Annotated in this window: 4 protein-coding genes and 1 pseudogene; 4 read left to right on the top strand and 1 reads right to left on the bottom strand. The window is 46.0% G+C overall.

The features are described 5' to 3' along the window. Positions 1–201: 201 nt before the first annotated feature. Entirely contained in the window at positions 202–645 is a 444-nt protein-coding gene (locus tag AC3WRW_RS32540) for a MarR family winged helix-turn-helix transcriptional regulator (protein ID WP_492550359.1), read from the bottom strand. Between the two features lie 172 nt (positions 646–817). Between AC3WRW_RS32540 and AC3WRW_RS32535 the strand changes: the two genes are divergently transcribed. The 4 genes and pseudogenes from AC3WRW_RS32535 (at position 818) to AC3WRW_RS32520 (ending at position 8,984) form a co-directional block, all read left to right on the top strand. Beyond that, positions 818–1,786 (top strand): quinone oxidoreductase family protein, encoded by a 969-nt coding sequence (locus AC3WRW_RS32535; protein ID WP_492550358.1) that lies wholly within the window; start codon positions 818–820, stop codon positions 1,784–1,786. 323 nt (positions 1,787–2,109) lie between these two features. Next, positions 2,110–7,470, top strand: a complete 5,361-nt coding sequence (locus AC3WRW_RS32530; RefSeq protein WP_492550357.1) for an immunoglobulin-like domain-containing protein — start codon at positions 2,110–2,112, stop codon at positions 7,468–7,470. A gap of 13 nt (positions 7,471–7,483) precedes the next feature. Next, positions 7,484–8,689, top strand: a pseudogene (locus AC3WRW_RS32525) (hypothetical protein); the annotation flags it as partial. A 133-nt stretch (positions 8,690–8,822) separates the two neighbouring features. Next, positions 8,823–8,984 (top strand): hypothetical protein, encoded by a 162-nt coding sequence (locus AC3WRW_RS32520; RefSeq protein WP_492550356.1) that lies wholly within the window; start codon positions 8,823–8,825, stop codon positions 8,982–8,984. Positions 8,985–9,150 lie beyond the last annotated feature (166 nt).

The following is a 9,150-nucleotide window of genomic DNA, read 5'->3' as shown; positions in this document are numbered from 1 at the left end:
TTAATTGGGCACGTACGGATCTGTGAGGGGCAAGGGGCACAATCCAAGACGGAAAGGCCCCGCCTACTCGACTATTTCACCATTCTGAACAGAAAGTTAGATGATTGAGGTGAAATAAGACCCTGTATGCTCCCCTCGGATGCCCGATATTCCACTTTTCGCCAAAATAAGGGAACGGAGTTCCCTTCGATCAGGCGGATATCAAACGGAGGAGGCCGATTCTAAGATTTTGGCCACAAGGGCTGTGAATTGTGAGCGTTCAGTCTCAGTCAGAACTTCGATGACAGCATGGATTTGACGCTCTATCTCAGGACCGACCACTTGAACGAGCTGCATGCCGGCAGGGGTTATTTTCACATTGAATCCCCGCCGGTCGTTAGGAGCTACCGTACGTTCGACGAGTCCACGACGTTCAGCGCGATCTATTAGGCCGGTAATGCTGGACTTGTCGAGGTTGAGATACTGAGCGAGCTGCTGCATGGTCGGTTCCCGATCCCGTAGAATTCCAAGCAGTCTAATCTGAATGAGCGAAAGTTCGTGGCCGGCTCCAACCCGGCTGATAGTGGACTGGATAAGGTGCGAGAATTGGACCATGCTATCTACAAGTGAGAGATCGCTGTGAATGTTGGATGAGTCAATGTTCAAATTTGTCACTCCGGACTTAGTTGGTTTCGCACAACAGGCGCGAAAACCATGTAGTTTGGATAATTCTTTTACTAGTATACCACAGAAGCCATTGACTTAATACGTGAAACAAACTATATTGTTTGTATCGCAAACTAAGTGTGCGCGTAAAGTCGCGATAGGAGGTCTTATTATGTATGCTGCTGTTGTGCGTTCTTTTCATACAACTCCCAAATATGAAGTATTTGATGATCCGCAGCCGTCCGGTATGAATGAAATACTTGCCGACGTGCTAGCCGCAGGGTTGCACACTCGCGTGCGGTCTCAGGCAAATGGTTCCCACTACACAAGTACAGACGAATTGCCGCTAATTCCTGGAATTGACGGAGTTGGGCGGCTGCCGGACGGTCAAATGGTATATTTCGTAGTGCCGGATACCTCGTTTGGCACATTTGCAGAGAAGACAGTCATTGACCTGCGCCGCAGCGTGCCTTTACCCGAGGGAGCTGATCCTGCGCTCATTGCTGCAGCAATGAACCCGGCTATGTCGTCGTGGGTAGCTTTGCAGCGCCGGGTTGATTTCAGGCCAGGGCATAAGGTTCTTGTGCTCGGCGCTACTGGAAATTCAGGGCAGATGGCTGTCCAAATTGCCAAGCTTCTTGGCGCAAGTCAAGTAATCGGTGCTGGAAGAGATCAGGAGCGTCTCCATTCTCTAGCTGCGCTAGGCGCCGACGCTGTTGTCTCCCTTGCCGGGGATCCAGAAGAGGCAGCTGAGCGGCTCGGAGAGGCGGCGTCAGAAGTAGATGTCGTTATCGATTATCTATGGGGAAAACCGGCCGAACTTGCGATGCTTCCTATGCTGACAAAAAGATCGGACCGAAGCCGGGCTTTGACTTGGATCCAAATTGGTTCTGTCGCTGGTCCTACGGCTGCCGTGCCTTCGGTCGCTCTTCGATCCGCCAACTTCCAACTATTGGGAAGTGGTCAGGGCTCGGTCACGACTGCAGGATATATAGCTGAATTCCCAGCGCTTATTGACGCTATTGCAACTGGCAAGCTAACGGTAAATTTGGCATCATTCCCGCTTTCCAAAGTGGAGGATGTTTGGAATGCCCCTTCTAACAACGGGCAGCGAGTCGTTTTCATTCCTACAATTAGATAAACATTCTTTCATACAAACGGCAGTCAAGGACTTCATCATTCGTCCATGGCTGCCGTTTTGATGCAGCATTGGCAGTAGGAAATGACGAAATCCACAATATTAATGATGGTTTTAGCAGCATTTTTACAAAGACTTAACGTGTAATTTCTTTCGTACTTGATATAATTCATTGGTATCTTTAAAAAATGCGTGTGGGTACATCCACCTAAAGTCCTACGCTAACTTTAAAGGAGGCTCTTGCGAATATACGAATGTAGTAGGACTATGGATGCTCTAATACCATTTTGTCTGAAATCAAAAAAAGTAGAAGGCGGGATAGACTCTTGAAAAAATTTCAAAAGGTGCTTAATTTTTGTATTGCCACTGCACTTATTGTTCCTAATGTAATGGTTTTACCTCAGGCAAGTTACGCCGCATCGAACTCTGATTTGTCGAAGCATTGGGCTAAGGATCAGATTGCCGTATGGACAGCGTTAGATTTGGCTGAGGGTTACCCGGACGGCACTTTTAAACCGGACAACAGTATAACTAGAGCTGAATTCATGGCATTGGTTAATCGAACTTTTAATTTTACGGCGAAAGCTGACATTAAATATAAAGATGTATCCACTTCAGACTGGTTCTATGCCGATGTGGCTATAGCAAAGGCATCTGGTTATATTGAAGGCTATGAAGATGGCACTATAAAACCGCTGGAAACGATCACACGTCAAGAGGCAGCAGTCATTGTAAGCCGGATTAAGAAGCTTCCGCTTGCAAGTACTTCTAACGCGCCAAAGGCTTTCGTAGATTCCTTGCAGATGGCAGCTTGGAGTAAAGCTCCCATTGAATCCGTCGTTCAGGCAGGGTATATGAATGGCTACCCAGGAGACCTATTTAAACCGACTGGTTTAATAAGCCGTGCAGAAGCAATCGTGTCCCTGGATCGTGCAGGGAATGTGTCAGCCGAGACGACCATTGTGGATAAAGCCAAATCATTTGCTGGCCAGAAGATTAAAGGGAATGTTATTGTTACGGCTTCAGGCGCAGATTTGAAAGATGTTGCTGTCGACGGCAAGTTAGTAGTGGCCGAAGAAGTGGGGCAAGGCGATGTAACCTTAAGCAAAGTGGCTGTTAAAGGCCAAACCGTCGTTAAAGGCGGCGGCACGCATTCTATCCATATCAATGATAGTAAAATTAATCAGTTGAAAGTGGTAAAACCCAACGTTCGTATCGTAGCAGAAGGCGCTACTTCTGTTGAGGAAACGGAAGTGCTGTCATCAGCCAGATTGGAAGAAAATAAGCTTTCTACAACTGAAAAAGGTTTTAAAAATGTAGACATCAATGCTCCAGGTACTGTTCAGCTTGCCGGCGTATTTGATTTGATTCGTCTGAAAGGCAAATCATCGGTTGAATTAGTTGAAGGTGCTATTAACAGCTTAAATGTTCCTTCATCGGGTCAAGGTTCAGCAATTACGATGGCTGCTGACACGAGTGTTGATACGCTTACGCTGGATGGCGCTGCTCAAGTTTCGGGAAAAGGAACGATTAAACAAGCAGCTATTAATGTCAATGGTGTAACGATAGGAACAAAGCCAACTTCATATACAATTGGTACCAATGTTAAGGCTACAATTGGCGATCAAGTTGTCGACAAATCTTCAGGCCAAGAAAACGGCAGCAATTCGGGCGGTGGCGGCAACTCAGGCGGTGGCAGCAGCCCAGGCAATGGTGGCAGCAACCCAGGTAATGGCGGCAGCAACCCAGGCAATGGTGGCGACAATCCAGGTAATGGCGGAGACAATCCAGGCAATGGCGGAGACAATCCGGGCAATGGTGGCGACAACCCAGGCAATGGCGGAGATCCAGTCGAGCAAATTACTACTGCGCCTAGTGCAGCACAAATTTCTGTAGTAAACAACCCTGTCGGGACTGCGGATACAGTAACTGTAGAAGGATTAGCTGAAGGTGATTTAGTAACGGTATATGGTTCCTCTACAGGAGAGACATCCCTTGGAAGCGGACAAGTTGCAACGGGACAAACTAGCTTGACAATTTCCATTCCGCAACTGGGGACTGATGCAGGCCAAGTATTCGTTAGTGTGAAATCAACCGGTAAAAAAGAGAGTACCAGGACTTCCAGAGATTTCGTTGCGGAGCCTGCGGTTAATCCGGACTCTCGTTCAATAGCTAGCTTCAGAGCACAAGCGGATAACGAGTCCTTGACAGGAGTTATTAAAGGAACAGTTATCTCCGCACCTTATACAGCAGGTACGAATACAAACAACTTCTACGTACAGGATGGTACCGGCGGAATTCTGGTGTTCAATCCTGTAACGAAAACGCCAGTAGCTATCGGTGATGAAATTGAGATCACAAAAGGTAAAAGATTAACATACAACGGCGAAGCAGAGCTTACTGAGGGAGAATTTACAAAAACCAATAAGAACGCTCCTATTGCTCCTGCTATAGTTAATCTAAGTGATCTTGCAGCAAAACAAGGACAAATCGTTACTGTGAAAAACGTTCCGGTTATAAGCACTTCACCTAAATTCTTTATTGGAACTGTTTCTCCGGGCTATGAAGTATACTTAACAAGATTTGGCGTTACGACTTCAGGTATTGTCGTTGGCGATAAAGTAGATGTAACGGGAGTTGTATCCATTTTCTCGAACAACCCGCAGCTGCTGCCACGTACAAATGCAGATATTACGAAATCTGGCGGCGTGTCTGATGAGGACGCTGTATTAGCTGACACTGCAGGAATCGTATTTGAAGACCTCAACGCAGTTGTTAGCAATCTGGATTTGCCATCTGAAGGAGCAAGCGGCTCAACGATTACTTGGGTTTCTAATAATCCTTCTGTCGTCACTAACGCTGGTGTCGTAACTCGTCCTAGCAAAGGACAAGCCAATGGACAAGCGATTTTAACGGCGACAATTCGTAAAGGATTAGTTTCCCGTACAAAAGATTTCCTGGTAACCGTTCTTCCTGAAACAGTATCCAATCAAGAAGCTGTGGCTAATGCCAAGACAGCATTGACTTTGAACTATACGGGATTAGACAATTCAATCAACTTGCCTGTTGCTGGAACAGATGGCACTTCGGTCACTTGGTCATTGAAAAATAGTGCTCAATCCACGATCGTAAATGTCGCTACAGGTTCTGTAAATCGTTTTGATATCGAGTCGGACACAGATGTTACATTAGTTGCTACGATCACTAAAGGTGCTGTCAGCGATACCAAAGAGATTACGATCCGTGTCATCAAAGGACAGCAAAAGCCGCAAGTAAACACGGTTAAAGCTAACCATGTAGTCGTAACAGGAACAGCGAAAGCTGGGACAACAGTAACTGTAAATACAGGACAACAAGTGCTTGGTACAGCTGTTGCAGATAGTGTCACAGGTGCTTTCAGCGTATCCATCACGAATCAGCCAGAAGGAACTGTTTTAGAAGTGATTGCGTCATCGGTAGGCTACACAAGTGATGCTGCCTACGTGCTAGTCGTGAATCCAGGATCCATGACTGATAGCGAGGCTGTTGACGGTGCTGCCACTGCCTTAACGGACAATAGTATCAAACAATTGAATACAAGCTTAAGTGATGTGAAAACAGCATTAAATCTGCCGACTTCCGGTTTGAATGGAACAACCATTGTATGGGGATCTGATAAGCCAGCAGTGCTTGGAACGAATGGTGCTATCAAAAGACCTATGCTGGGTGATCCGGACGCAAATGTAACGTTAACAGCTACGATCAGCAAAAATGGTACACAAGCAGTGAAAACTTTTGCAGTAGTCGTTAAAGCACAAACAGAAGCTCTGACCGTAGTTAGCTTCAATGATATCGCTGCCTCCATCAGCAAAGGAACTGCATATTCCTTACCTGCAAAAGCGAAGGCTAATATGAGCGATGGTACCACGACTCAGTTGGATGTGGTATGGAATCCTTCGACAGTAGATACCAGCGTTGCGGGAACGTTCAATTTTGTGGGCTCAACTTCATTGTATTCAGCGACAGTTAAATTAGTTTTGACTATTACTGAAGCTCCGGCTGCTTTAACGGTTGCTCAGGCAATGGCTACAGCTTCCGGAACATCCATCATTGTAGAAGGCTATATCCAGAATGTAGAAGCAAATTCGCAATATGCAGGGTATGGCATCTATTTGGATGATAAGGTAGGGACAAACAGCAGTACATCTCTGATTGTTAAGTTTGCAAATGGCGATCGCAATGGAGATTACAGTGTGGCAAAAGCTGCTAATAAAAAAGTAAGAATTACTGGGAAAATCATAGACAGCGCATATTCCAGCAAAAAAGGTTTCTCCAGTGACTATGCAAAAATTGAATTTGTTGGCGGGGATTCCGTACCAAACGCAGCTCCAACTGCTTCTAATGTACAAATAACCGGTACAGCCAAAGTCGGCCAGACATTAACAGGCTCATACAACTACGCGGATGCTGAGAATGATGTAGAAGGTACCTCCACATTTAAGTGGTATCAAGTAGATGGCTCGACGGAAACAGTCATTGCTGGCGCGACAAGCAAAACTTATGTTGTTCAGCAAGCGGATGTAGGTAAAGCACTGCGTTTTGAAGTTACGCCTATTGCAAGCGCTGGAACAACGACAGGTGTCGCAGCGAAAAGCTCGATTTCGGCAATCGTTGCTGACAACACAATTCCAACCAATCCAATTAATGATCTAGTGAGCAAAAGTCATACGACTACAACGGCTTCCTTCGGTTTTACAGCACCTGCAGGAGCAACTTTAGTCGAATTATTTTATTCTCAAGACTCCGGAGCAACTTGGACTAAAGCAACAACGGATGCAGTTCTGAGTGCTGCGTCCACTACAGCAACAGCAATCAATCTTGCACCAAACACCACATATAGCTTTAAAATGGCTGTTACTGGTGGAAGCTATGCAGGGGATTCCAACATCGTCAATGTAAAAACGGATGCTGCTGCACCAGTTGCGATTTCCGATTTGAGCGCAACGGCACATACAGCGACTACGGTATCCTTCAGCTTTACGGCACCTACAGGAGCAACTGTTGTCCAAATAGTATACTCCAAAGACAATGGAGCCAATTGGTTGCCTGCAACGACGGAACTTAACCTTAGCTCCACTTCCGTATCCGCTAAAGCCATCAATCTAACGGCAGATACTAGCTATCAGTTCAAACTGGTTGTTACAGGCGGCAGCTATGCAGGGAATTCCAATATAGCGACAGCCAAGACGGATGCGGCGGTGACCACGCCAAGCATTCTGATCAATGAAGGTTTTACTGCGGGCGGTACTGCACCGACTGGTTGGAAATTCAGCAATGGCATCAATGCTATCACTTTCCAAACCTATACTTCAGCGACAAACTACGGAACTAGTTCGCCGTCGCTTAAAATTACGAACAGTGGAGATACCATACTAACACCGGTATTAACGACTTCAGCGACAGAACTTTCCTTTTGGTTAAAGGGACAAGCTACAGACGCGAATAGTTCATTAACGATTAAAGGTTTACAAAATGGCACGTGGGTGACAATTGCAACAATTAAACCATTACCTACCGCAGTAAATGGTTTAACTTATACCTACAAAGTCGCAGATGGAACTTTACCGGCGGGAATTACACAAATAGAGTTCAGTTATTTTAAAAGTGCGGGTAACATTGCGCTAGACGATGTTCTTATCAAAGGGTAATCAGGAGGATTCTATGAAACTACTATCTAAGCCATATTCAAAATTAACCGTTACTGTCACACTCGCGCTGACATTAACTGTAACTGCAGTAGTGGTTCCTTACGCTATCTTTGCGGAGGGCCCGAAAGATCCGGCTCCGACGATTGCTGCTAAAGGTACGCCAAACGGTAAAAAGGTTCTATTCGACAATGCCCACGGAAACACAACAGGAGCTTCAGACTGGGTTATTGACGGGGCGTTCTCCGACTTTGCCAACGGGATTGCGAATGCCGGGTATTTCGTCAAAGAATTACGTCAAACCAAGCTGATGACTTATGATGATCTGAAAGATTACGATATCTTTGTGACCGCAGAATCCAATGTTCCTTACAAAGTTTCTGAGCAGGCTGCTATGTTGGAATATGTTCAGAAAGGCGGTTCTATCTTCTTCATCGCCGATCATTATAATGCAGACCGCAATAAGAACCGTTGGGATGGCTCTGAAGTTTATAACGGCTATCGTCGGGGAGCTTGGGACAATCCTGCCAAAGGTATGAGCGCCGAAGAAGCAAATTCCAATGCTATGAAGGACGTTGTAAGCTCCGACTGGTTATCTGACAACTTCGGAATCAAATTCAGATACAATGCATTGGGCGATTTAAGTGCAAATATTATTGTTGCGCAAGATCAGTCATTTGGAATCACAAAGAATGTAAAATCAGTAGCTATGCATGCAGGCAGCACGTTGGCCATCACAGATCCTAATAAAGCTAAAGGGATTGTTTATGTTCCGAAAAATCCTCCGAAATGGTCCACTGGTCCTGTAGACAAGGCTGTGTACAATGGCGGAGGGATCGATGAAGGTCCTTATGTTGCGGTTTCTAAAGTAGGTAAGGGAAAAGCGGCATTTATCGGGGATTCTTCAGCGGTAGAGGATATCACACCTAAGTATAAGCGGGAAGACAATGGCAAAACCAAAACGACTTATGACGGATACAAGGAAGAAAGCGATGCTATCTTGCTGCAAAACGTTATTGAATGGTTAGGCAAAAAAGAAAACTATACAAGCCTAGCCCAAGTTCAGGGGCTTACTTTGGATCAAAAAACGCCTTTGATTACTTCGGGCAAAGAGAACGAAATTCCTCAACAATCGATTGAGCCTCTAGCTGAGCCATGGGCTGCTCCAGATCCAGGCTACAAATGGTGGGATCCATCAACATTCGCTGCTGGTTCTTACGGCAAGTGATTCTAGAAGAGGAATAGAAGAGAACCTTCGAGGTTACCGAAAAAGTGAGTATTCTCTGCGATCGCAGAGAGTACTCCTTTTTTACATTAAAGGGGGCCTCGCTGACGGACAGAAGGACCCTTATTCGATGGAAAAGGACCTCTTCGAGCATGTAACGGACGCCAATGCCGTTACTGGTTCACTTAGGGCTGATTTCGCCCCGAAATCGGCGTATAAGGTCTCTGGTGTCCGTTCGCAGAGAGACACGCCTCTTTTTGCAAAAATAACGGCTGCTGTGTCCGAAACGTGATGAGACGTAGGATTCCTTCGGCTCGTATTTCCACGAGCAGACAACTCCCCGCACTTGAAACCGCCCACCCATGGGTTGAGGGTAAAAACGGGAACTACAGGGCGCGAGCGACCAATGGTAAAGTCGTGTAATTTAGCAGGTGGAACTCCTGCTTGGAAAGGCAAAA

Source organism: Paenibacillus sp. FW126-R14 (assembly GCF_058789495.1).
The sequence above is the reverse complement of the archived record's forward strand: the minus strand, read 5'-3'. Positions and strand labels throughout refer to the sequence as shown.